Annotated in this window: 25 protein-coding genes and 1 other RNA gene; 25 read left to right on the top strand and 1 reads right to left on the bottom strand. The window is 43.5% G+C overall.

Annotated features, from left to right (window positions below; translation table 11 throughout):
• The 10 genes from BTO28_RS15990 to BTO28_RS16035 form a co-directional block, all read left to right on the top strand.
• Positions 1 to 931 (top strand): Zn-binding domain-containing protein (locus BTO28_RS15990; RefSeq protein ID WP_144289502.1); only part of this gene is annotated, 931 nt, incomplete at its 5' end.
• Positions 932 to 933: 2 nt separating this feature from the next.
• The gene (locus BTO28_RS15995; protein WP_233129906.1) at positions 934 to 2,154 is read left to right on the top strand and encodes a ribonuclease H-like domain-containing protein; all 1,221 of its coding nucleotides are present in this window, start codon (positions 934 to 936) and stop codon (positions 2,152 to 2,154) included.
• Between the two features lie 295 nt (positions 2,155 to 2,449).
• Positions 2,450 to 2,779: a cell division regulator GpsB gene (gpsB, locus tag BTO28_RS16000; protein ID WP_076768138.1), complete on the top strand. Its 330-nt coding sequence runs from the start codon at positions 2,450 to 2,452 to the stop codon at positions 2,777 to 2,779.
• 55 nt (positions 2,780 to 2,834) lie between these two features.
• Positions 2,835 to 3,224, top strand: an RNA gene (gene rnpB, locus BTO28_RS16005) — RNase P RNA component class B.
• Between the two features lie 157 nt (positions 3,225 to 3,381).
• On the top strand, positions 3,382 to 4,521 hold the full coding sequence (locus tag BTO28_RS16010) for a THUMP domain-containing class I SAM-dependent RNA methyltransferase (protein ID WP_076768140.1): 1,140 nt from the start codon (positions 3,382 to 3,384) through the stop codon (positions 4,519 to 4,521).
• 146 nt (positions 4,522 to 4,667) lie between these two features.
• Positions 4,668 to 5,132, top strand: a complete 465-nt coding sequence (locus BTO28_RS16015) for a chemotaxis protein CheX (protein ID WP_076768142.1) — start codon at positions 4,668 to 4,670, stop codon at positions 5,130 to 5,132.
• 332 nt (positions 5,133 to 5,464) lie between these two features.
• The gene (locus tag BTO28_RS16020; protein WP_083711713.1) at positions 5,465 to 9,094 is read left to right on the top strand and encodes a dynamin family protein; all 3,630 of its coding nucleotides are present in this window, start codon (positions 5,465 to 5,467) and stop codon (positions 9,092 to 9,094) included.
• On the top strand, positions 9,072 to 9,284 hold the full coding sequence (locus BTO28_RS16025) for a hypothetical protein (protein WP_076768143.1): 213 nt from the start codon (positions 9,072 to 9,074) through the stop codon (positions 9,282 to 9,284). Before BTO28_RS16020 ends, BTO28_RS16025 begins: the two co-directional genes overlap by 23 nt.
• The gene (locus BTO28_RS16030; RefSeq protein WP_076768145.1) at positions 9,268 to 10,107 is read left to right on the top strand and encodes a sulfurtransferase; all 840 of its coding nucleotides are present in this window, start codon (positions 9,268 to 9,270) and stop codon (positions 10,105 to 10,107) included. The genes BTO28_RS16025 and BTO28_RS16030 overlap by 17 nt, the downstream gene beginning before the upstream one ends.
• On the top strand, positions 10,097 to 10,999 hold the full coding sequence (locus BTO28_RS16035) for a 5'-3' exonuclease (protein ID WP_095532698.1): 903 nt from the start codon (positions 10,097 to 10,099) through the stop codon (positions 10,997 to 10,999). Before BTO28_RS16030 ends, BTO28_RS16035 begins: the two co-directional genes overlap by 11 nt.
• A 170-nt stretch (positions 11,000 to 11,169) precedes the next feature.
• On the opposite strand, the gene BTO28_RS16040 is transcribed toward BTO28_RS16035, so the two are convergent.
• Positions 11,170 to 11,556 (bottom strand): ribonuclease HI family protein, encoded by a 387-nt coding sequence (locus tag BTO28_RS16040; protein ID WP_076768149.1) that lies wholly within the window; start codon positions 11,554 to 11,556, stop codon positions 11,170 to 11,172.
• Between the two features lie 49 nt (positions 11,557 to 11,605).
• Between BTO28_RS16040 and BTO28_RS16045 the strand changes: the two genes are divergently transcribed.
• The 15 genes from BTO28_RS16045 to BTO28_RS16115 all read left to right on the top strand — a co-directional run bounded on the left by BTO28_RS16045 (position 11,606) and on the right by BTO28_RS16115 (position 23,009).
• Positions 11,606 to 12,262 carry a reverse transcriptase-like protein gene (locus tag BTO28_RS16045; RefSeq protein ID WP_076768150.1) on the top strand — a complete coding sequence of 219 codons (657 nt, stop codon included), beginning with the start codon at positions 11,606 to 11,608 and terminating at the stop codon, positions 12,260 to 12,262.
• Positions 12,263 to 12,282: 20 nt separating this feature from the next.
• Complete coding sequence (locus BTO28_RS16050) at positions 12,283 to 12,459, top strand: zinc-finger domain-containing protein (protein WP_076768152.1); 177 nt, start codon at positions 12,283 to 12,285, stop codon at positions 12,457 to 12,459.
• A gap of 85 nt (positions 12,460 to 12,544) precedes the next feature.
• Positions 12,545 to 12,964, top strand: coding sequence for a transcriptional regulator MntR (mntR, locus tag BTO28_RS16055; RefSeq protein ID WP_076768154.1), 420 nt, complete (start codon positions 12,545 to 12,547; stop codon positions 12,962 to 12,964).
• Between the two features lie 49 nt (positions 12,965 to 13,013).
• Entirely contained in the window at positions 13,014 to 14,135 is a 1,122-nt protein-coding gene (locus BTO28_RS16060; RefSeq protein WP_076768156.1) for a conserved virulence factor C family protein, read from the top strand.
• A gap of 16 nt (positions 14,136 to 14,151) precedes the next feature.
• Positions 14,152 to 14,583 (top strand): BrxA/BrxB family bacilliredoxin, encoded by a 432-nt coding sequence (locus tag BTO28_RS16065; RefSeq protein ID WP_076768158.1) that lies wholly within the window; start codon positions 14,152 to 14,154, stop codon positions 14,581 to 14,583.
• Complete coding sequence (locus tag BTO28_RS16070; protein ID WP_076768160.1) at positions 14,580 to 15,371, top strand: class I SAM-dependent methyltransferase; 792 nt, start codon at positions 14,580 to 14,582, stop codon at positions 15,369 to 15,371. Before BTO28_RS16065 ends, BTO28_RS16070 begins: the two co-directional genes overlap by 4 nt.
• A complete protein-coding gene (locus tag BTO28_RS16075; RefSeq protein ID WP_076768161.1) occupies positions 15,358 to 16,311 on the top strand; it encodes a thymidylate synthase in 954 nt (317 codons plus the stop codon). The genes BTO28_RS16070 and BTO28_RS16075 overlap by 14 nt, the downstream gene beginning before the upstream one ends.
• A gap of 100 nt (positions 16,312 to 16,411) precedes the next feature.
• Positions 16,412 to 16,897 carry a dihydrofolate reductase gene (locus BTO28_RS16080; RefSeq protein WP_076768163.1) on the top strand — a complete coding sequence of 162 codons (486 nt, stop codon included), beginning with the start codon at positions 16,412 to 16,414 and terminating at the stop codon, positions 16,895 to 16,897.
• A complete protein-coding gene (locus tag BTO28_RS16085) occupies positions 16,894 to 17,619 on the top strand; it encodes a lysophospholipid acyltransferase family protein (protein ID WP_076768165.1) in 726 nt (241 codons plus the stop codon). The genes BTO28_RS16080 and BTO28_RS16085 overlap by 4 nt, the downstream gene beginning before the upstream one ends.
• Before the next feature lie 118 nt (positions 17,620 to 17,737).
• Positions 17,738 to 18,733 carry an ABC transporter substrate-binding protein gene (locus tag BTO28_RS16090; RefSeq protein ID WP_076768167.1) on the top strand — a complete coding sequence of 332 codons (996 nt, stop codon included), beginning with the start codon at positions 17,738 to 17,740 and terminating at the stop codon, positions 18,731 to 18,733.
• 56 nt (positions 18,734 to 18,789) lie between these two features.
• Positions 18,790 to 19,716 (top strand): ABC transporter permease, encoded by a 927-nt coding sequence (locus BTO28_RS16095; protein ID WP_076768169.1) that lies wholly within the window; start codon positions 18,790 to 18,792, stop codon positions 19,714 to 19,716.
• On the top strand, positions 19,709 to 20,503 hold the full coding sequence (locus BTO28_RS16100) for an ABC transporter ATP-binding protein (RefSeq protein WP_076768171.1): 795 nt from the start codon (positions 19,709 to 19,711) through the stop codon (positions 20,501 to 20,503). The genes BTO28_RS16095 and BTO28_RS16100 overlap by 8 nt, the downstream gene beginning before the upstream one ends.
• A 123-nt stretch (positions 20,504 to 20,626) precedes the next feature.
• Positions 20,627 to 21,475, top strand: coding sequence for a DegV family protein (locus BTO28_RS16105; protein WP_076768173.1), 849 nt, complete (start codon positions 20,627 to 20,629; stop codon positions 21,473 to 21,475).
• A 173-nt stretch (positions 21,476 to 21,648) separates the two neighbouring features.
• Entirely contained in the window at positions 21,649 to 22,434 is a 786-nt protein-coding gene (locus tag BTO28_RS16110) for an SGNH/GDSL hydrolase family protein (protein ID WP_233129905.1), read from the top strand.
• Positions 22,431 to 23,009, top strand: coding sequence for a YpmS family protein (locus BTO28_RS16115; protein ID WP_076768177.1), 579 nt, complete (start codon positions 22,431 to 22,433; stop codon positions 23,007 to 23,009). Before BTO28_RS16110 ends, BTO28_RS16115 begins: the two co-directional genes overlap by 4 nt.
• The last annotated feature ends 3 nt before the right edge of the window (positions 23,010 to 23,012 follow it).

Consider the following 23,012-nt stretch of genomic DNA (forward strand, 5'->3'; position numbering starts at 1 on the left):
GTTTAAACGAGGAGAGACGTTCGGCGGAATTGACATAGAAGATGTGCTGGAGTTTATGGTGGATGAGCGTGTTCTAAAAGAGTTGAATGGGAAGTTTCACTGGATGAGCGATCAGTTTCCTGCTCATAACATTAGTCTGCGTTCCGCTTCACAAGAAAATGTCGTTATCATTGATTTATCTGAAACGGCCAATCGAAGAGTAATCGGTGAAATGGACCGTTTCAGCGCGATGACGTTACTCCATGAAGAAGCGATTTATTTGCACCAAGGCATTCAATATCAAGTAGAGGAGCTGGACTGGGAAGAGAAAAAAGCGTACGTAAGGGAAGTTGATGTCGATTATTTTACAGATGCAAATTTAGCTGTCCAGCTGCAGGTGCTTGAAGAAGATAAAGAAAAAGCTTCTGGCTTTGCCTCTTATCATTACGGTGATGTAGCGGTCCATGCAATGGCGACGATTTTTAAAAAGATAAAATTTGAAACGCATGATAATATCGGTTCAGGACCAATTCATCTGCCGGAAGTAGAAATTCATACGAATGCCGCTTGGATGACAATAAATGAAGGGCTGCACGATTGGGCGGAAGATCGAATTGAGCAGGGATTGATTGGTGCATCGAATGCCATTCAATCAGTTGCACCCCTTTATGCGATGTGTGACCCGAAAGATCTTCATGTCGTACCGAAATTAAAAGCGGAACATAACGAGCAGCCGACCGTTTTTATGTACGATCATTATGCGGGAGGCATAGGTCTTGCGGAACATCTTTATAAAAACATGTCTGCAGTGATTGACGCGGCGATTGATATCATTGACGACTGCCCTTGTGAAAATGGCTGTCCTTCCTGCACTGGCACAGATGTTTTTGCTGATCATGTAAAAAGCGATGCGAAAAAAGTTCTTCGTTTATTTGCAGGTGAACAGCCGTGAGTATGGCAAAAAAACTTCAGCGGATGAAAAAGCATATTGTACGTGAAGAGAAACTAGAACCCATTGTGAAACCTGACAAAAAAATCCGCTGCTGGGATGCATGGGAAGCAGCAGGAGCAAAGTTATTTCATTTTGAAGATGAATATTGCATTACAAGGGAAATGAATTATTCACTTGAATATAAGCATGGTCATTATACATTTGCAGATGCGGAAAAAACCATTCATGACTGGGCGGCGTTTAACGGCAATCACCCGTTGTCAGCGAAAGGTTTTTTACCGTCAGATTTGTTTTTTTTCGATATTGAAACGACAGGTCTGAGCGGGACAGGAAGTGTTATTTTTCTGCTTGGAACGGCCCGTTTAAACGGCAGCCGCGTAACCGTAAATCAATATTTTCTTCCATCGCCTGGAAATGAAACAGCGCTTTATGCAAAATTTTTGAAGGAAACAGATTACACAACACTGGTAACATATAATGGAAAATCCTTTGATTGGCCGCAGGTAAAATCACGCCATACTTTTGTACGTGAACGGGTGCCGTCGTTGCCTTCATTTGGCCATTTTGATTTGTATCATGCATCACGTCGTTTATTCAAGCATACAATGGATTCGGTCAAGCTCGTCAATGTGGAAAAAAATATTCTTGGCATTGAACGAACGGGTGATGTGCCGGGGCATCTTGCGCCAATTATTTACTTTGATTACGTAGAGCGTGGGGATCCAGAAGGTGTGCTGCAGGTAATGAAGCATAATGAGCGTGATATTCTCAGCTTAATTACACTGTACACCCATATTAGCCGGCTTGTGTTAGATGAATCACTCCGAAGTGATGACCGTACCGCATTTGAAATAGCGAAATGGTTTGAATCCTCTGGAAATCATGCGGCAGCACGCACCGCGTTTGAGACGTCGGTCAAACGTGGCGAAGGCGAAATTTCAAATGATGCAGCTTACAGACTAGCAATACAGTTGAAGCGAGAAAAATCATACAGTGAAGCTGCTTCATTATTAGAGCGCGTCAGCAAGTCAAAAAGCACCAGAGCTTTCGATGCCGCGATTGAATTAGCCAAACTGTATGAACACAGGTGGAAGCAGGTTGGACAAGCAATAGAAGCAGCGGAACAGGCATTAGAACTGACAAATGATTCAGTGAAAAAAAGAGAGGTGGAACACCGGTTAACACGATTGAAAAGAAAAATGTCGATTTTTAACGAAAATTAATGTCATCTTGTTGTAATTTTTCTGTAAACAAAGTAAAATAATGAATGGGAATTTAACACAGAAAATCTATATAACTTTGGGGTGAATGACGGCTTGTATCGGGCAATTTTTCTTCTATTTTTCGTGTTTGTTGGATTAACACCGTTTGTTTTGACGAATTTAAAAGATAGTTTTTACGCTTTTTTGTAAAACTGGAAAAAGCCTATACGCTTCCTGCTTTCCAATTGACAAACAACCCTGTTTTTGAAACAATTAATGTATGAAAACAGGATTCGATGAAGGTGGGTGCAAGGCAATGTTATCAGATAAAATTAAATTGACAGGTAAAGATATTTTAGAAAAAGAATTTAAAACCTCCATGCGCGGATATAATCCAGATGAAGTGGATCAATTTTTAGATCTAATCATTAAAGATTACGATGTCTTTCAGCAGGCGATAGAAGAATTACAGCAGGAAAATCTCCGCTTGAAAAAAGAGAACAGTTCCATCGCCTCCCGGCAGCGGCAGCCTGAGCCGCCTATTCGTGCGCAGCAGCCGGCAACGGGATCGACCAACTTTGATATTTTGAAACGTCTTTCGAATTTAGAGCGTCATGTGTTTGGGGATCGTCTTCATAAAGAATAATCTACCATTGCGCAAAAGACGTTTTTCTCTTATAATAAAGAACGGTAAATGAATAGCGTTCGGGTAATCGCTGCAGTATTTTTACTGCAGAGGAAAGTCCATGCTCGCACAGTGCTGAGATGCCTGTAGTGATCACGCCTGGCGAAACCATAAGCCAGGGCAGCTTATCAAGCTGACGGCAAGGAAAACACCTACGTCCTTTTGGATATGGTGTGACTACTTTGAAAGTGCCACAGTGACGGAGCTTTATTAGAAATAGTAAAGGTGGAACGAGGTAAACCCCGTGAGTGAGCAACCCAAATTTTGGTAGGGGCACTTTCCAGACGGAACTGAACGAATGGAAAGGCGGAAGCAACTGCTTCTTGCAGATAGATGATTGCCGCCGGAGTACGAGGCCATACCCTGGCCGTTTGTAGTACGATGGAACAAAACATGGCTTACAGAACGTTATTCAGGGTATAAAACACGACACACGGCTCTCCTTTTCAGGAGGGCTTTTGTTCTATTTAAAAGTAGATTTGCCAATGAATATTGTGAATGAATATGAAAAATAGGTTAAAATAAAACTTAACAAAACGAATGAAACATGAAAAGAGGGCGTTATGACGTATACATTAATTGCGACCGCCGCTATGGGCCTGGAGGCTCTTGTTGCAAAAGAAATAAAGGAACTTGGTTATGCACCGCGGACGGAAAACGGGAAAGTATATTTTGAAGGAGATGACGCGGCCATTGCCCGCTGCAATATGTGGCTTCGTACTGCGGACCGTGTGAAGGTCGTGGCAGCTGAATTTTATGCAAGAACGTTTGATGAGCTGTTTGAAAAAACGAAAGCAATTGAATGGGAACAGTTTTTACCGAAGGATGCATCGTTCCCGGTACAGGGGAAATCGGTCAAATCAACCTTGTTCAGTGTATCTGACTGTCAGGCGATCGTGAAGAAAGCCATTGCTGAACGATTAAAGAGGGCCTATAAGCTGGAAACATGGCTGCCGGAAACAGGCGCTCTTTTTCCGCTTGAAGTCGCGCTGTTAAAAGATAAAGTGACCATTACCCTCGATACGAGTGGTGCAGGCTTGCATAAGCGGGGGTACCGCACTGCGCAGGGAGAAGCACCTCTAAAAGAAACACTTGCGGCAGCGTTGGTGCAGCTAACCAACTGGTATCCGGATAAACCGTTTGTGGATCCGTTTTGTGGGTCTGGTACCATTCCAATTGAAGCTGCGCTAATCGGGCAAAACATTGCACCTGGGTTTAACCGTGATTTTATTTCGGAACAATGGCCATGGACAGGAGAAAAGGTTTGGGATGATGCCCGCATGGAAGCAGAAGATAAAGCGAATTACGACCAGCCGCTTGATATAGAAGGGCTTGATAAGGATCCGAATATGATTAATATTGCCAGCAGCAATGCGTTTGAGGCAGGACTCGGTGATTTAATAAAATTCCGTCCCGGTAATGCAGAAGAGTTTATAACAGATAAGGAATATGGTGTCATCGTAGGAAATCCGCCTTACGGTGAGCGCTTAAGTGACCGTCCGGCTGTCGAAAAATTGTATTCAGAGCTTGGCCGAGCTTTTGAGCCTTTAAATACATGGTCCATTTACATGCTCACGTCCTACGAACAGTTTGAAGAGGTATATGGAAAACCAGCGACAAAGAAGCGAAAGCTATTTAACGGCTTTATTCGCTGCGATTACTATCAATATTGGGGTAAACGCCCGCCTCGCCGAACTGAATAAAAAGGAAAAGAATGGATCGAACTCTAAAACTTGAAGTCTTTGAAGCATAGCAGCTTCAAAGGTTTTTTTTGGTACAAAAGATATAGTAAAATGTACTGACAAATGGTATTTTTTGCTGTAAAATAAAAAGAAAAATGGAGGGCATAATGGAAAATACACAACAAGATAAAAATACCGTCATTAAAGAAATTTTAAATTGCACAATTGAATCCATCCGGACGGTGATTCCAGTGGAAGCCCAGGTCGGCCGTCCTTCCTTATTAACTGGCTCGTTTCATCATCACGCGATTGGTGTCTTCATCGGAATTACCGGGGACCTGCCAGGCCGTGTTATTTTAGATGGACCGGCAGATGCATTTTCAAACTTGGGAACAAAAATGTTTGGCATGCCGATCGAAGGAGAAATGGTTGAATCCTTTGCAGGGGAAGTCGTGAATATGATCGCGGGCAATATGGGTTCGAACTTGTTTGCTAAAGGGATTACAATCGATATAACCCCACCGACAATTATTGTTGGTGACTCGAAAATTTCCGGATTTAAAGAAGCGATTGAAATGCCGATTATTTTTCAGGATACCGGAGAATTCAGGTTAGTATTAAATATTGAGTAAGATGCTGATTCAGGCATCTTTTTTTTGTTGTCAAACAAGAAAATGGGTGGTAATATATCATTAAGGATGAAAATCATTATCAATTAAAGAAAGAAGGCGTTCAAAAATGATCTGGTTGTTTGTATCGGTGACAGTATTAACGTATGGCGGGGTTATGAAATATGTTCTGGATCGTACGGCAAACCAATCAGGCACGCCATTGTTAAAAAAATAATAAATAAACAGGATACAATGAAACGTGGTGAGCATACGTTTCATTGTATCCTTTTTTATTTATGAAAAATCGTTTACAATAATGAAAACAGGTGTCTCATCGAAGGGATGGAATAATTATGGAAACGTCGACAGCAAGTCGCACGATGGAAACCATCCGTGCGCGCACAGCACATTTATATGAACAATTTATACATAATAAAGATACAGAACGTGCCGATAAAGCAGCACTCTTTTTGCGGAAGATGCATGACAATGAATTTATTGTGGCGTTTTGCGGCCACTTTTCTGCCGGGAAATCAACAATGATCAACGAATTAACGGGAGAGGCGCTTTTGCCGTCAAGTCCGATTCCGACGAGTGCAAATCTCGTTAAAATAAAACCAGCAGAGAAAGACTTCGCACAGATCAATTATCATAATGGCCGTCCGCTCGTGTTTAACGCGCCATATGACATCGCGCATGTAAAAAGGTTTGCGAAAGATGGCGATGAAGTCGCATCGATTGAAATTGGACATGCCGGATCTAATTTGCCAGCTGATGTGACTGTAATGGATACACCGGGTGTAGATTCCACTGATGATGCACACCGCATTTCCACGGAATCCGCACTTCATTTAGCTGACATGGTTTTTTACGTAATGGATTATAATCATGTTCAGTCAGAATTGAATTTTATTTATACGAAAGAATTGCTGTCACATGGGGTAAAACTCTATTTAATTATCAACCAGATTGATAAGCATAAACAAGAAGAGTTGTCGTTTGATGCATTTCGACAGTCTGTATACGAATCATTTTCGACTTGGAATGTAGAACCGGAAGCGTTTTTCTTTACAAGCTTGCGCAATCGGGATTTGCCATATAACGATTTTGATGAAGTGAAACAGCTTATTCACGACAGCATGGCGAATAGGGAAATGCTATCTGAGCAGTCAGCGCAAACGATGATGAACCGACTTGTCCATGAACATATGGAATGGCTTTCAGAGCAGCAGAAAGAAAAGAAAACGGCATTTGAAGCAGTCATATCCGAAGCGGGTAATCAATCGATTGAAGAAAAGGAAGCAGTTTTGCGAAAGGAAATGGAAAAGCGTGATCCCGAGTTTTGGCTGAAACAGTATGAACAAAAACGTGATGATGTGTTAAAAAACGCCATTTTAATGCCAGCTTCTACACGTGAGCTTGCCCGCAGCTATCTAGAATCGACCCGTCCCGACTTTAAAGTAGGCGTGTTATTTGCGAAAAAGAAAACAGATGAGGAGCGGGAAAACCGTCTGAAAACCTTGCTGGCAGACCTACAAAAGCAGACGGAAGCGCACTTGGAATGGCATGTGCGGCAGGTGACGGCATCATGGCTGAAAGAGAGCGGGCTGGATGATCCGTCGCTGGCCTTACGGGCTGAAGAACTGACTGTACCAGTTGATTTGACTGTTATTACGGATGCTGTAAAACCAGGTGCCGGTGTAACGGGCGATGCTGTTTTGAATTATTGTGAAGATGTTGCGAGTCTAATTAAACGGCGTGCCCGTACTGTATCGGAAGAATGGAAAGAAGAAGCGGCACCGATATTGACAGGCCAGTTCGAGGGAGAATTTAAAAAGTTTGCCGAGGATCATCGAATCTGGAAGAAGCGTTTATCAGCAAAAAAAGAGCTTGCATTGCTCGAATCAGAACGAAACGCACGTGAGATAGAACTAAATCACTCACTGCAAATCGAGGATCCTGATATGCCGCCGCTTATGGATGAACTGATTGAGAGATGGCAGATAGAATCTCAAAATGTAGCCATCTTTACAGGTCAGCAAGAAATGGAAGAAGTGCGGAAAGAAGAGCAATTTTTTGAAGAAGAAGCTCCTCATGAGACAGAAAAAGCGGAAGATCCAGAAATGACCGTAAAAAAGCTGCGTAATCTCGCAGCACGTCTTGAAGGAGTACCCGGATTTGGCAGGTTTATTGATGGTGCAATACAAAAAGCAGACCGGCTTGCAAATCGAACGTATACGATTGCCCTGTTCGGCGCGTTTTCTGCAGGGAAATCATCATTTGCCAATGCACTTTTAGGAGAAAAAGTGCTGCCGGTATCCCCGAATCCGACGACTGCTGCTGTAAACCGCATTCACCCGGTAGCAGACGGGAAAGAACACCGGACAGCAGATGTCCATTTGAAATCAAGTGTAATGATGCTGGCGGACGTTAACTCGTCTCTCAGTCTTTTCGGGCGTCATGCAGGGTCTCTCGATGATGCATTTGATGCAGTTCCTGATGTTCTTTCAGTAAATGAAGGAGAAGGAAAAGAAAAAATACATTTATCGTTTCTGCGTGCGTTTCATGCCGGTTATCAGGATTACAAAGGACAGTCCGGTGAAACGATTAATGTCGATTTGAATACGTTTAAAGAGTATGTCGCGAATGAGCAGAAAAGTTGTTTTGTTGATTCGATTGATTTATATTACGATTGCGATTTTACCCGTCTTGGCATTACACTGGTGGATACGCCTGGAGCAGATTCTATCAATGCCAGGCATACAGGTGTTGCGTTTGAATACATTAAAAATTCCGATGCGATTTTATTTGTCACGTATTACAATCATGCGTTTTCTAAAGCGGATCGCGAATTTTTGATCCAGCTCGGTCGTGTGAAAGATGCGTTTGAGCTTGATAAAATGTTTTTCATTATTAATGCTATTGACCTTGCGGCAAATGAGGATGAACTAAATGAAGTGAAGGCGTATGTGCGCGATCAGCTGCTTCAATACGGCATCCGTTTCCCGCGTTTGCATGGTGTATCCAGTATGCTCGCAGTAGAAGAAGCATCCCGCGGAGAGTGGGATTATCCGCTGTCCGGCATGAAACAATTTAAAGAGCCATTCAGCAAATTTTTATCAAATGACCTCGCATCCATGGCGGTTCAGTCCGCAGAAGCGGAATTCGAGCGGGGCGTTATGCAGCTTGAAAAATTAATTGAAACGGCGAAAGACAACCGGGACAATCGAACACAGAAAAAAGCGGAACTGGAAGAGAAATGGAGCCGGATGAAAACCGCAATCGATTCAGAACAGACAGATGTTGAGAAGAAGCGGATGGCGCAGGAACTGGATGAACTTGTGTATTACATTAAACAGCGCGTTTTTTATCGGTTCTCGGACTTTTTTAAAGAATCTTTTAACCCTGCGACGTTAAGCGGACATTCAGACGTGAAACAGCAGCTCCAGAAATCGCTGGATGAACTGCTTGAGTCAGTCGGATATGACCTGGCACAGGAAATGCGGGCGACATCAATTCGTGTGGAAAATCATGGTGTGAAACTGATTCAAGAAAAGCAATTGCGTCTGACAAATAAAGCGGCATTGATTGAACCGGAATTGCTGCTGTCCGATCAAGACGCACCAAAACTCGCTGTACCTGAATTTGAAACAGCGTTTACTGATGCATCGCGCGAGCCTTTTGTAAAGGCGCTTTCGCTCTTTAAAAATGCACGATCATTTTTTGAAAAAAATGAAAAACAGATCATGATGCAGGAACTTCAGACAATTTTTGAAGGCATGGCGGATACGTATTTAGCCTCTCAAAAAGAAACATTGCAAAAAAGTGCATTTGGGTTAATTGAAAAAGGTACTGAAGAAGTAAAAGAAGCTGTTTATCTTGATGTGAATGAACAGTTTACAGCCTGGCTTGATGTCCTCGATCATAGCGAAAACATTGAGGAATGGGAATTGATTCTTAATGACATCAAATCAGCATCTTAATACTCGTTTTCACGCATGTGCAACATGCCGTCATTTTCAGGCGCTGAAAACGGCAGGAAAAATGAAGTATACATGCCGCCGGCTCGGATTCGAAACGAATCCGGGCTACCGGTTTAATTGCTGGGATCCGAAAGAAAACGTTAAGAAATTAATTGAAAAGGAAGAAGATAAACATGATCGTATCAACTAAATGGCTTTACGAACGCTTAGATGAAAAAAACATTATCATCTTTGACTGCCGTTTCAATCTGGCGAATCCAGTAGAGGGTGCGAGGCTTTATGAAAAAAGCCATATTCCGAATGCGGCTTACGCGCATCTTGACCACCATTTATCAGGACAAAAAGGCAAAGGCGGCCGTCATCCATTGCCAGATGTACAAGTCTGGAAGGCGTTTTTAGAAAGCCGTGGCGTGTCAAATGACTCAATTGTCGTGGCTTATGATGACGGCGTGTCCATGTTTGCTGGCCGGCTATGGTGGCTTCTTAAATATGCGGGCCACGAAAACGCATTTATACTAGACGGCGGGTTTACGGAGTGGACAGAAAAAGGGTATCCCGTTACAACAGAACGTCCAATAAGACAAAGCACGACTTATCAGATGAATATACAAAATGAGATGGCGGCAACAATTGAAGACGTAAAAGAAGCGTCTGAAAAAGGAACCAGTCTATTAATTGATTCGCGCGCGCCAGAACGATACCTTGGTGAAACAGAACCCCTTGATCGTGTTCCCGGTCATATTCCAGGCGCTATTAACCGCTTTTTTGCTGAAGGATTGGATGGAACGAAGTGGAAAGCGGCAGCACAGCAGGAAGCACGTTTTGAAAACATTCAAAAAGATGAGCCAGTCATTGTCTATTGTGGGTCCGGCGTCTCGGCCACACCAAATATAATTGCATTGAAAATGGCAGGCTTTCAGAATGTAAAACTATATCCGGGCAGCTACAGCGAGTGGTCAAGTGATGAAACACGACCGATTGAAACAGAAGGACATGACCTCCATGGAAACTAAACGATTGCTTCTTGTCGACGGAATGGCCCTATTATTCCGATCTTTTTTTCAAACAGCTCCATCAGGGCGGTTTATGTATAACGAGCACCAAATTCCGACGAACGCAGTGCATGGATTAATCCGTCATTTATTTGCGGCAGCGGAAAAAATAAAGCCGACACATATAACTATTTGCTGGGACATGGGAAAAGACACGTTCCGGACTGAGATGTTTGATTCATACAAAGCGCACCGCCCCGCTCCCCCGACAGAACTTATCCCGCAGTTTGAACTTGCACGTGAGGCGACAGAAGCCTTTTCCCTGAATAATGCCGGTGTGAAGGGCTTTGAAGCGGATGACTGCATCGGTACTATTTCAAAGCTTGCAAATGGGATAGAGACCTATATTTTAACAGGCGACCGCGATTTGCTTCAGCTGTTAAACGGTACGAATTTCGTATGGCTCTTGCAGACGGGTTACGGCAATTGGAAAACGTACGATCAACAAATATTTATCGAAGAGTACGGCATTGAACCGGCGCAGTTTCATTATGTCAAAGCATTAATGGGTGATACAGCAGACGGTTATCCGGGTGTAAAGGGAATCGGTGAAAAAACTGCGCTTAAACTGATTCAGCAATTCGATACAATTGATGGTGTTATGAACGGACTGGATGAACTAACTCCCTCTGTCAGAAAAAAAATATTGGACGGCGTAGAGATGCTTAGATTGTCTGAAAAGCTGGCCGCCATACATTGTGACGTCCCGCTTAACTGGTCGCTTGATGCCGCACTGTATACAGGTGCAGATGAAAAAGCGAACAATTTCATCTCTGCAAATGGCATGACAGGTCTTTCCCGATTCGCCCGGCATACTGGATTTATCACGCAAGATCCATTTACTCTTATATAGTACCCGGCCGGCATATATTTTATAAAAAATATTCCGCAGGAACGCGGCAGAATTGAACGATAAACGGTTTAAGACCGCCGCGTTCCGTCATAAAACATTAACAGAATGCATATTTACTGTTATTTTGAAGATAAATAAGGTAAATAAGATAGAGAAGAAAACCGGCTTGTTTACCGGTTTTCCCGTATTGCTTTTTTTGCTTCATGATCTGCTTTATTTTGTTTGGATGGTATCCATTTTACAAAAAAAAGGGGAAACTCTTCTGCTAACGTTAAAATCGTCTGCAGCAGTGGTTTATAACGTTCTTTATGTATATATTCCTTTTCAATTGCTGCGACAACGGTTTGTGAATCACTGCGAAGTGAAACTGTTCCCGCCCCCATTTGTTTGCATATTTCAAGAGCTTTAATCACTGCGGTAAATTCTGCTTCATGTGTATCACATTCTCCGAGTGGAATGGAAAACCGCTCTGTTTTTCCGTCATGGCGAATGACGATGCCGGCTCCGGCTAAACCTGGATCACCAGTAGATGCGCCGTCTGTGTATACTTCAAACATAATTATTTCCCCCAATCTTGCCTCTATTTTATTGGACGGAGGGTTCGAAATGCAAATGACAATTCGTTTTGTATATAGCTTTAAAGGCGTTCAGATGACATTTGAATCAGAGCCTGTGGATAGGGATATCGTTCTCAAAACAGCGGATGACCTCTTGAAAACAGGACGTGCAAAAGAAATATCAGTTGTAGATGAGATAGGGAATGAATGGACGCTGAAAGAATTTAAAAAACTAAATCAGAAAATGGATGAAGAGCCGGAAAAAATAACTGTTTTATTTGATGGAAGTTTTGACGTGGAATCAGGGCAGGCAGGAGTCGGCGCGGCTATTTATTACACCAAAAGCGGAAAACGATACCGCATACGTGAAAACGCGCCCATGGATGAGCTGGAGACGAATAACGAGGCAGAATATGCGGCGCTTTCATTCGCGGTGAATATCCTAAAAGAAATAGGAGTAAGCAGTCAGCCTGTTACAATATCAGGCGACTCGCTCACTGTATTGAACCAGCTCAGCGGTGAATGGCCGTGTTATGAGGAGGCTCATGCCCGCTGGCTTGTGCGTATAGAGGAAAAATTTTCCGAAATGAAAATCAAGCCACTTTACAAACCGATCGATAGAAGGCACAATAAAGAGGCTGACCAGCTTGCCCGTCAGGCGATTGATGGAGTGGATATACACAGTCACACTGAAATCGGGACATAATGGAAAGGTGGAAAGGGACGTTGAGCCGAATTGAGCTATTGCTTGAAGTGGAGGATTTATTAAATACGTATTGCAATGACTGTCTCGTTAAAGCAGCGCTGCGGAAAGAAAAAGGCAAGCTTGCTGCTCATAAATTTTGTATTACCGAATGCACAGTTGGTGAAAAGTTAAAGCAGTATGGAGATAAGTTATCATAAGCCGGACCTGTTCCGGCTTTTTCCTTGTCCGCACTGCGCTCTTATAGTAGAATTTTAATGATGAGTAATGTCAGGGGGTATCCACATGCCGACACCGAGTATGGAGGATTACATAGAACAGATTTATTTGCTGATTGATACGAAAGGCTATGCGCGTGTATCGGATATCGCTGAGGCGCTGTCTGTCCACCCGTCTTCTGTGACGAAAATGGTTCAGAAGCTTGATAAAGATGAATACCTCGTGTATGAGCGGTACCGTGGGCTAGTATTGACGGCAAAAGGCCAGAAAGTTGGCCGGCGTTTAGTCGAACGTCACGATCTGCTCGAACGGTTTTTGTCGGTGATCGGGGTGAAAGAAGAGCACGTTTACAATGATGTTGAAGGAATTGAGCATCATTTAAGCTGGGATTCAATTAACCGTATTGCGGATTTAATGGAATTTTTTGAAGAGGATCCGGCGCGTATGACAGCGCTAAAAGAAATACAGATGCGAAATAAAGAATAACCCGTCCGCGGTACGGGCGGTTTTTTTACAAAGGGAGGAGGAGTCCACCATGAAGATTTTAAAAATAGAACCGACGCCGAGTCCGAATACGATGAAAGTTATTTTGGACGAAGAACTGGCAGCAGGTAAAAGCACAAACTATAATTTAGAATCAGCAGACGGAGCTCCGGATGTCATCAAGGCAATTCTGGCAATTGAAGGCGTTAAAGGCGTGTATCACGTAGCGGATTTTATTGCGCTTGAACGAAATGGGCGCTATGACTGGCAGGAAATTTTGCCGAAAGTACGAGCGGCGTTCGGTGAAGGAGAAGAAGAATCAGCTGTGTCAGGACTGGAGCTTGACCATTTCGGCGAAGTCGAAACGTTTATCCAAGTATACAAAGGGGTGCCTCTTCAATTAAAGCTGGTCTCTGCGGAAGAGGAAAAACGGTTGGCATTGCCTGATTATTGCCAGGAAGCATTCAGAAAACTAGCCGCTGATGGAGATAATTATATTTTAGAGCGAAAATGGCAGGAGTTCGGAATACGTTACGGTGAACTGGACGAGATTGCCCCGGAACTTTTGGAAGAAGTCATGGCAGCATATCCAAAAGAACGTATTGATCGTATCGTTGAAGCTGCGGGAAAAGGCGGCCCTCTTATCCAGCATAAGGAACATGGTACGAAGCCGGATGTAAACGAATGGATTTCAGAATCTGATTGGCGAAAACGATATCAAATGCTGGAGCAGATGCCTGATCCAGAACTGTCTGATATGCCCCTCTTAGATGCAGCATTAAACGATGAAAAAGCGGCGATTCGTCGTCTGGCAGTTGTGTATGCCGGCATGATTCAAGATACGCGTATTTTACCTGTGCTGTATAAAGCATTAAAAGATCCGGTTGTAACCGTTCGACGGACCGCTGGGGATTGTTTGTCAGATCTTGGCTTTGCAGAAGCAGTGCCGGAAATGATTCATGCACTAAAAGATAAAAGCAAAATTGTCCGCTGGCGCGCGGCAATGTTTTTATATGAAACAGCCGATGATGCCGCTCTGCCGGCATTAAAAGAAGCGGCTGACGATCCAGAATTCGAAGTGAAGATGCAAGTGTTGATGGCAATTGAACGTATTGAAGGCGGAGAAGAAGCAAAGGGTTCTGTTTGGAAGCAGATGACAGAAGCGCGTAAATAAAAAGGAGGAATATTGAATGAACGCATATGAAGAATATATGAAACAGATGGTTGTGCCAATGCGGGCTGAGCTTACAAATGCCGGTTTTCTGGAATTGACAACGGAAGAAGAAGTAAATGAATTTATGGAACATGCTGAAGGAACAACACTTGTCGTTATTAATTCAGTATGTGGTTGTGCGGCGGGTCTTGCCCGTCCGGCAGCCGTACAGGCGTCAATGAACGAACATGCCCCGGATCGCCTAGTCACCGTTTTTGCCGGACAAGACCGTGAAGCCACAGCGGCAATGAGGGCATGGATGCCAGAATTTGAACCATCTTCTCCATCAATGGCGCTTTTAAAAGGAAATAAAGTCGTTCATTTCGTGCCGCGTCATGAAATTGAAGGGCACGACCTCGGTGCCATTATCGGCAATTTAACCGCGGCGTTTAATACTCACTGTCAGTGATTGTTACGACATCACAGCGGGCAGGCAGCGACGTAAAAAAAAGAGCAGAACAACAAGCGGTTTCGTTTAATGTGCCGTATGTGGAAAGAGGAAAGCAGTCGGTCGCGAAACTGGCTGCTTTTTACGAATGTCCGGTTTTACTTGTGACAGAAGAGAGAATGGAATTGTATGATGAATCTGGACGATCCCCGTTCTTTTTCCATCCGGGGTCCGCAATGTTCCGTGTGAAGCGGCTAATGAATGGCGATCAGGACGCTTTTGTCCAAGTTTCCGGTTTGCGCCCTGGCATGTCGTTTTTAGACTGTACGATGGGCCCGGCTGCGGACAGCATTACGGCATCGTTTGCGGTCGGTGAGAAAGGGCATGTACAGTCGATTGAATCAAACGAACCAGTGGCGAAAATTGTACAAGACGGATTGTCGAAGTGGGAAGAAGGACCGGCGGATTTACTTCAAGCGATGCGCAGGATTCAGGTAAAGGCGGCGGATTACCATACGTATTTACAGTCTGTGCCGGACAATTCGTTTGACGTTGTATATTTTGATCCAATGTTTGAAGAAACGATTGATTCTGATGGCATTGCGCCGCTCCGTTCGTTTGCATCCTATTCGGATTTAACAACGGAAGCGGTAAATGAAGCGAAGCGCATTGCGAGAAAACGCGTAGTTTTGAAAGACCATTTTCGCTCCGAACGTTTTGCTGAACTTGGTTTTCAGCAGCACATTCGGAAAACGGCAAAATTTCATTTTGGAACGATAGAAAGCAGGGGGAACAGTGAGCGGGAGTGAACAGCAATATCTTGATTTATGCAGGGATATTTTAGAAAACGGCAATCGAAAAGATGACCGGACTGGAACAGGGACAATCTCTGTCTTTGGCCGGCAAATGAGATTCAATTTAGATGATGGCTTTCCTTTATTAACAACGAAGCGGGTGCCGTTTAAATTGATTGCATCGGAAATGATTTGGTTTATTAAGGGCGACACGAATATTCGATATTTGTTACAGCATAACAACAATATCTGGAATGAATGGGCGTTTAAGCGCTGGGTGGAAAGCGATGAGTATGCGGGTCCGGATATGAACGATTTTGGCCGAAGGGCTTTAAAAGATGAAAAATTTGCGGAGCAATACAATGAACAGATGGAATCGTTTAAACAGCTTGTGCTGGATGATGAAACATTCGCGGCGAAATACGGTGAACTTGGCGATGTATACGGCCGTCAATGGAGAGGATGGAAAACGTCGAGGGGAGAAACGATCGATCAGCTGGGGGATGTCATCAACATGATCAAAAAAACACCGGATTCCCGCCGTCTGATTGTTTCTGCATGGAACCCTGAAGACGTACCGACAATGGCATTGCCGCCATGTCACACGATGTTTCAGTTTTATGTGGCAGACGGGAAATTGTCGTGTCAGCTTTATCAACGGAGTGGTGATGTATTTCTCGGTATTCCATTTAACATTGCAGGATATGCACTTTTGACACATTTAATTGCAAATGAATGCGGGCTGGAACCAGGTGAATTTGTGCACACAATGGGTGATGCGCATATTTATACAAACCACCTTGAGCAAGTGAAAACACAGCTCGCACGTGATCCGAGACCGCTTCCACAGCTTCATCTAACAAAAGGAAAGCCGCTGTTTGACATGGAATTGTCTGATATGACATTAACCGGATATGAACCTCACCCTACAATTAAAGCACCTGTCGCAGTATAAGTTAAAACTTTATCAAGAGTGTATTCTTGGCGTTCCGAATCAATCAGGGTGAACGGGCATGTTTTTGATGCCCATTATTCAGGATAAAAGGAGAATCACAATGATTTCATTTATTTGGGCACAGGATGAAAATGGATTAATCGGCAAAGACAATAGTCTGCCGTGGCATTTACCGGAAGACTTGAAATTTTTTAAAAAAACAACGCTTGGACACCCGATCGTTATGGGACGGAAAACGTATGAATCAATCGGCCGGCCGCTGCCCGGGCGTGAAAATATCATTTTGACCGGTGACCCGTTGTATAAAGCGGAAGGCTGTACAATTGTGCATTCTGTAGAAGATGTATTGGATAAAGCAAAGAATGAAGAAGTATTTGTAACCGGGGGAGCGGGTGTGTTCAAGGCATTTTTGCCGCATGTTGACCGATTATATGTGACGCACATTCATCATGTGTTTGAAGGTGATACATATTTCCGTTCCATTCAGTGGGATGACTTTGAGAAGGGGAGCTGTACGCCAGGATTGACTGATGAACGTAATCCTTACAAGTATGAGTTTTGCCTGTATCATCGGGTAAGCCAATGATCCGGTTATTATTTTTTTTCCTCTATTTATTTATTTCGCTAACTGCATTAATTCCGGTTATGCTCCGTAATAAAAACATTGATCCGGAACTTCCGGCAGAAGAGCGTGACCGGATAGTACATCCGGCAGTGAAAAAATGGAACCGTTCTGTTATTAAAATGGCAGGAGCAACAGTATGCGTATCAGGGGAAGAACATGTGCCGGATGGTCCGGTCATGCTTGTCAGCAATCATGAGGGAGATTTTGATGTGCCGGCGATGCTCGGTTATTTGGACAAGCCTTTTGGATTTGTTGCGAAAACAGAAATGAAAAAAATCCCGCTATTGAGTACATGGATGTCATTAATTCACTGCCTGTTTATTAACCGTAACGACCGCAGAGACGCAGTAAAAATGCTTCGCGATGGGGCTGCCATACTGGAAAAAGGACATTCGCTCTTTATTTTTCCGGAAGGAACGCGCAACAAAGGCGGAGAGCTGAAACCATTTAAGACTGGAGCTTTTCGGATGGCGAAAGACGCAGGAGTACCGATTGTTCCTGTCGCGATTAAAGGCAGCGCTGACGTGTTTGAAAAGAATGGACGAAAAAAGCTGACGGCATCCCGAATTGATGTTGCTGTTTTGCCGCCGCTTATGCCGGCTGATTACATTCAGTCGGACTTAAAACGGAAAGCGGCCGAAGTAAAAGAAACAATTGAAAAGCAGCTGGTGAAAATGTCGTAACCGGATTCTTTCCGGTTTTTTTTACATGAAAAAGGCTTGCTTTTCTGTTATTATTCAAAGATAATATAAATAACTTTATTACTGAAAAGCGTTTACGTATAACAGGGGGGGCGTTTTTATGAACAAATGGACAAAAGGATGGCTCATCTCGGGTGCTGCAGCTATGGTTCTCGCAGGCTGCGGAGGCGGAGAAGAAGAAACAAAAGAAACAGGCGGCAAAAACGGCGGCGAAACGTATAATATTGGGGTAACACAGATTGTGGAACATCCATCTTTGGATAAAGCATACGAAGGATTCAAAAAAGGGTTGGAAGAAGCAGGAATTACGGCGGAATATAATGAGCAAATCGCACAAGGCGATCCAAATAACAACCAAACGATCGCAAATAACTTCGTGAGTGACGGTGTAGACTTAATCTTCGCAAACTCAACTCCAAGTGCAACAGCGGCATTGAACGCAACGAAAGACATCCCAATTGTGTTTACATCTGTGACGGATCCTGTTTCGGCAGGCCTTGTGAAAGATACGGAAAATCCGGGCGGCAACGTGACAGGTACAGTGGACTTGCATCCGGATGCCATTGCCAGCACGGTGAAATTTATGGCTGATCAGTTTGAAGGCAAAAACGTAGGCGTCATATACAATGCGGGTGAACAAAATTCTGTTGCGCAGGCAGAGGCAGTGGAAAAAGTGCTGACAGATAACGACTTGAAAATGGTGCCGGTTACTGTTTCAACATCTTCTGAAGTGAAACAGGCAGCTGAATCATTAATCGGAAAAGTTGATATGTTCTATATTTTCACAGATAACACAGTTGTATCCGCACTTGAGTCAGTTATTCAAGTTGCAAATAATGAAGACCTTCCATTGTTTGTCGGTGAAAAAGATTCCGTTGCCCGCGGTGGTTTTGCGGCATATGGTTTTAATTACGATGACATTGGCTATGAAGCTGGAAAAATGGCTGCCGAAATCTTAAAAGGTGAAAAAGAAGCAGGTGAATTGCCAGTTCTTCCACCACAAGACTTGAAGCTTGTTATCAACGAGACAGCAGCAAAAGAAATGAATATCACGATTAAAGAAGAGTGGAAAAAAGAAGCTGAGTTTGTAAAATAATAAAAAAGTGCGCCTTTAATTAGGCGCTCTTTTCGTGCATATAGGAGGACTTTTTTATGATGACAGCGATGTTTGGCGCCGTGGAATCCGGCGTCATTTACGCGATAATGGCACTCGGCGTGTATATATCATTCCGGGTGCTCGATTTTCCGGATTTAACGGTGGATGGCAGTTTCGTCACTGGGGGTGCCGTTGCATCCATTATGATTACGACAGGATATGATCCATTTATTTCAACGTTTGCCGCGCTGTTTGCCGGTTTTTTGGCAGGCTGTTTAACCGGCATTTTGCATACAAAAGGCGGGATTAACCCGCTCCTTTCAGGGATTCTAATGATGATTGCCCTTTATTCAATTAATCTCCGAATCATGGGTAAACCGAATGTGCCCCTGCTGGCAGAAGAAACGGTTATGACAAAAATTGACACATGGTTCCCTTCAACATGGGGCATTCTAGTATTTATGCTTGTTTTAACGCTTGTTATAAAATTTGTGACGGATTTATTTTTGAAAACGGAAGTCGGATTAAGCTTGCGTGCAGTCGGTGATAACGAAGGAATGATTCGCAGTTTTTCAGCAAATGCAGGCTGGATGAAAGTTCTCGGTCTTGGTTTATCAAATGCGCTTGTTGCGTTTTCGGGCGCATTAATCGCCCAGTATAATGGATTCAGCGATGTAGGCATGGGGATTGGGATGATCGTGATCGGTCTTGCATCGGTCATTATCGGGGAAGCTGTGATTGGCGATTCAAAAATTGCCCGCGCGACACTAGCGGTTGTCGTCGGTGCGGTTTTATATCGAATTATTGTGACGCTTGCACTCCGCATCGAGTTTTTGGATACTGGCGATATGAAACTGATTACGGCGATTATCGTGATTATTGCGCTTATTATGCCGAAAGTAATTGATAAACAAAAAGCAGCGTCCCGAAAGAAAAAACGGCTCGCACAGTTGAACGCGGATGGAGGTGGCCCTGTTGCTTGAATTGACTCAAATTTTCAAAGTATTTTATGAAGGGACACCGGATGAGAAAATTGCCCTTAACAAATTGAATTTGTCAATGAAGCAGGGGGATTTTGTGACGGTCATCGGCAGTAACGGAGCCGGAAAATCGACGCTTATGAATGTCATATCCGGAAAGCTTGTTCCGGATATGGGTACGGTAATGATCGATGGCGCCAACATGACATCACTGGCGGAACACAAACGGGCGGTGAAAATTGGACGTGTATTCCAGGACCCGATGGCAGGGACTGCACCGACAATGACGATTGAAGAAAATTTGGCACTTGCGTATAACAGGACAAAGAAGCGCACATTAAGTTTCGGTGTGACGAAAAAACGGCGTGATTTTTACCGTGAAAAGCTTGAAATGCTTCATTTAGGCTTGGAAGACCGCCTGCAGGCGAAAGTCGGCTTATTATCTGGCGGGGAGCGGCAGGCTTTATCTTTATTGATGGCCACTTTTACCGATCCGAAAATTTTGCTGCTCGACGAGCATACAGCGGCACTTGATCCATCACGTGCGGAATTGATCACGAATTTGACGAAAGAGATTGTGGCGAAACTTGGGCTTACGACTCTGATGGTCACGCATAATATGCAGCAGGCGCTAGATTTGGGGAACCGTTTAATTATGATGGATAAAGGGCAGATTATTTTCTCGGCTGATGGAGATGCAAAATCGGATTTAACCGTTGAAAAGCTCCTTGCTGAATTTCAAAAAATTAAAGGTGGCAGCGGACTTAGTGACCGTTCTCTATTATCGTAAAAAGGAAGAAGGCCCTGTGTCTTCTTCTTTTTTTATGTAAAAACGTTAATTCAGTAGGAAGAACGGTTAAAGAATAGTAAAATGAGTGAAGAGAATGGATTGGCAAGAAAGAAGGGATTTCAAATGAGCAAAATTAAAATTGTGACAGATTCGGCGCTGGATATGACGAGCGATGAATTGCAAAAGATGGGCATAACGATGGTACCGCTGACTGTTTATGTAGATGGTAAAACGTATTTAGACAGCGTTGAAATTTCAGCGGAAGAATTTTTAATAAAAATGGATCAATCAAAAGAAATGCCAAAAACATCGCAACCGCCAGTCGGAAAATTTCTAGAAGTGTATGATGAACTCGGAAAAGATGGCACCCAGATCATTTCAATTCATATGACAGGCGGCATGAGCGGTACATATCAATCCGCAAAGCAGGCAGCGGAAATGTCGACATCAGATGTGACGGTTGTAGATTCCCGCTATATTTCAAGAGCACTTTCCTATCAGGTTCTTGAAGCGGCCCGCATGGCAGATGCCGGGAATACAGTAGACGAAATTGTGGCACGGCTGGAAGAAGTAAGATCAGAAACGAAGTTGTACATTATGGTTGATACACTTGAGAATTTAATTAAAGGCGGCCGAATCGGTAAAGCACAGGGGTTTATCGGATCATTGCTTAATATTAAGCCCATCGCAAATCTTGACATCGGGGCATTATCTCCGGTGACAAAAGTTCGAAGTCATGCAAAAGGGATCAAGTTTTTTGTTGATCAAATTAGCGAAGAATTAAAAGGGCGTGAACTGGTCCGATTTTCTATTTGTCATGCCGGACGAAACAGTCATGAATTTTCCCAAAATTTAAGTGCGAAAATAACAGAAATAACGGGATTTAAGGATATTGACATATGTGTCACGGCACCGATCATTTCCGCGCATGCAGGTCCCGGTGCGGTCGGTATCATGTATCAGGCGAAGTAAAATAGATGAAAACACCGGACAGGTTTTTGTCCGGTGACTTTTTTGTATATGGCTTGATGTGCTGTCCTGCAGCATCTTTGCAGAATGTCTTTACATGATATAATCATATAATGTAAACAAATTGCTTTTAACCAAAGCTGCAGCATGATACGATTTTATAAAGAAAAAAAGAGGTGACCGCATTGAAAAGAGTACTAGCGGGTCTCTTCCTTATTGTTGGAATAGCAGGGTGTGGAAATGGAGCACAAGAAACGGCCGCTCCTGTACCACAAAATGTTGATGTTGTATCGATCGGTGATTCACTGACAGAAGGTGTAGGCGATAGTACAAACTCTGGCGGCTATGTCCCTTATTTAGAACAGCAGCTCGAATCGCTCGATGAAATTGATGAGGTATCGTTCGTTAATTTTGGGAAAAAAGGAAACAGAACGGATCAATTGTTGAAACGCCTGCAAACAGAGGAAATACAGGCGGAGATTGAAAAAGCAGATATCGTCATGATCACAATCGGCGGCAACGATGTCGTTAAAGTTATGAAAGAAAACTGGTCCAATTTAACGATCGAGAATTTTGAGCAGGAAGAGATAGGATATGGTGAACGGCTTCATGCCATATTAACTGAAATACGGAATCTAAATGATGATGCAGGAATTGTGCTCGTCGGCATATATAATCCGTTTGGCAAAATATTTGTCGAAACGGAGGAGGATGAAGAAATCGTCCGCTCGTGGAACGAGACAGGTGAAGCAGTTGCTGCTGAGTTTGACCAAACGGCATTTGTCAGCATTGAAAATATATTTACAGAAGGAAGTGACGGTCTTTTTTTCGAAGACCAGTTTCATCCGAATGATCTCGGTTATGAACAAATAGCGGAACGAATATTTGATACGATTAACGGTACACCGCTCGAAAGACTGACAAATCAAAAAATTGTTTTTGCGAATGAGGGATCAAATTGACGAAATGGAAAGTGGCTTTTTTTTTATTACTTTTTGCGGTGATTGCAGCCGTCGGCACTCTCCTTGCCTTGCTTTTTTTGCCATCTGATGTCGAAAAACCGGCAATGAGGGAAATTGAAGGAGAAACTGCCTTTCACGTAACATCGTCAAAAGCGGAATTAAATAAACTTGTTTCCTATTATTTAGAAAAAGAATCCGGTAGTGCGCCGTTTGATTACGATGTTTACATCGGCAATGAAGTCGAATTGTACGGCTCAATCCCCGTGTTTTCAACAGATATTGATTATCACATGACGTTTGAACCGGAAGCTCTTCAAAACGGGAATATTGTGTTGCGGCAGGAAGGACTGCGCGTCGGTCTGCTGGAAGTGCCGGCTTCATATGTGCTGAAAACAGCTGAAAACACTGGTGCATTTCCGGATTGGGTTCGTGTCGTGCCGAATGAAGAACTAATATACGTATCACTTGCTGACATGGAACTTGACAACGGCATGCGTGTGAAAGCCGAATCATTTAACCTGGAAAAGGACGACATTCAGTTTGCTGTGTTGCTTCCGGAAAAAGAAGCACAATAGGAG

The organism is Domibacillus epiphyticus (assembly GCF_001975785.1).
GTDB lineage: Bacteria > Bacillota > Bacilli > Bacillales > Domibacillaceae > Domibacillus > Domibacillus epiphyticus.

Coding starts and splice junctions, on each gene's coding strand:
- BTO28_RS16020 (WP_083711713.1), top strand. CDS start 5,465: ATGGAAACGTCGACAGCAAGTCGCACGATGGAAACCATCCGTGCGCGC.
- BTO28_RS16010 (WP_076768140.1), top strand. CDS start 3,382: ATGACGTATACATTAATTGCGACCGCCGCTATGGGCCTGGAGGCTCTT.
- BTO28_RS16035 (WP_095532698.1), top strand. CDS start 10,097: ATGGAAACTAAACGATTGCTTCTTGTCGACGGAATGGCCCTATTATTC.
- BTO28_RS16105 (WP_076768173.1), top strand. CDS start 20,627: ATGAGCAAAATTAAAATTGTGACAGATTCGGCGCTGGATATGACGAGC.
- BTO28_RS16090 (WP_076768167.1), top strand. CDS start 17,738: ATGAACAAATGGACAAAAGGATGGCTCATCTCGGGTGCTGCAGCTATG.
- BTO28_RS16030 (WP_076768145.1), top strand. CDS start 9,268: ATGATCGTATCAACTAAATGGCTTTACGAACGCTTAGATGAAAAAAAC.
- BTO28_RS16045 (WP_076768150.1), top strand. CDS start 11,606: ATGCAAATGACAATTCGTTTTGTATATAGCTTTAAAGGCGTTCAGATG.
- BTO28_RS16060 (WP_076768156.1), top strand. CDS start 13,014: ATGAAGATTTTAAAAATAGAACCGACGCCGAGTCCGAATACGATGAAA.
- BTO28_RS15995 (WP_233129906.1), top strand. CDS start 934: ATGGCAAAAAAACTTCAGCGGATGAAAAAGCATATTGTACGTGAAGAG.
- BTO28_RS16065 (WP_076768158.1), top strand. CDS start 14,152: ATGAACGCATATGAAGAATATATGAAACAGATGGTTGTGCCAATGCGG.
- BTO28_RS16015 (WP_076768142.1), top strand. CDS start 4,668: ATGGAAAATACACAACAAGATAAAAATACCGTCATTAAAGAAATTTTA.
- BTO28_RS16095 (WP_076768169.1), top strand. CDS start 18,790: ATGATGACAGCGATGTTTGGCGCCGTGGAATCCGGCGTCATTTACGCG.
- gpsB (WP_076768138.1), top strand. CDS start 2,450: ATGTTATCAGATAAAATTAAATTGACAGGTAAAGATATTTTAGAAAAA.
- BTO28_RS16040 (WP_076768149.1), bottom strand. CDS start 11,556: ATGTTTGAAGTATACACAGACGGCGCATCTACTGGTGATCCAGGTTTA.
- BTO28_RS16025 (WP_076768143.1), top strand. CDS start 9,072: ATGACATCAAATCAGCATCTTAATACTCGTTTTCACGCATGTGCAACA.
- mntR (WP_076768154.1), top strand. CDS start 12,545: ATGCCGACACCGAGTATGGAGGATTACATAGAACAGATTTATTTGCTG.
- BTO28_RS16085 (WP_076768165.1), top strand. CDS start 16,894: ATGATCCGGTTATTATTTTTTTTCCTCTATTTATTTATTTCGCTAACT.
- BTO28_RS16080 (WP_076768163.1), top strand. CDS start 16,412: ATGATTTCATTTATTTGGGCACAGGATGAAAATGGATTAATCGGCAAA.